Below are 269 nucleotides of genomic sequence, written 5' to 3'. Positions count from 1 at the left end.
GCCAAAGACTAGAAATCAACATTCATCACCGTCTCGGTGGAATGCTCATTTCTAAGCTTTCAAACTTCAGAAGCAGTAGTGGTGGAGCCAAGCGGGATCGAACCGCTGACCTCCTGCGTGCAAGGCAGGCGCTCTCCCAGCTGAGCTATGGCCCCGTATTTCTACAGGCGTTTCCCACACAAAATTGGTGGGTCTGGGCAGATTCGAACTGCCGACCTCACCCTTATCAGGGGTGCGCTCTAACCAACTGAGCTACAGACCCAATTTCG

General features: G+C 53.2%; 2 tRNA genes. Both read right to left on the bottom strand.

Annotation, left to right across the window (positions count from 1 at the left end):
• Positions 1-79 precede the first annotated feature (79 nt).
• A tRNA-Ala gene (locus GXB78_RS28025) sits at positions 80-155 on the bottom strand.
• 30 nt (positions 156-185) lie between these two features.
• Positions 186-262: transfer RNA gene (locus GXB78_RS28020), tRNA-Ile, on the bottom strand.
• Positions 263-269 lie beyond the last annotated feature (7 nt).

It is taken from the genome of Pseudomonas moraviensis subsp. stanleyae (assembly GCF_036283065.1).
Classification (GTDB): Bacteria; Pseudomonadota; Gammaproteobacteria; order Pseudomonadales; family Pseudomonadaceae; genus Aquipseudomonas; species Aquipseudomonas stanleyae.
The sequence above is the reverse complement of the archived record's forward strand: the minus strand, read 5'-3'. Positions and strand labels throughout refer to the sequence as shown.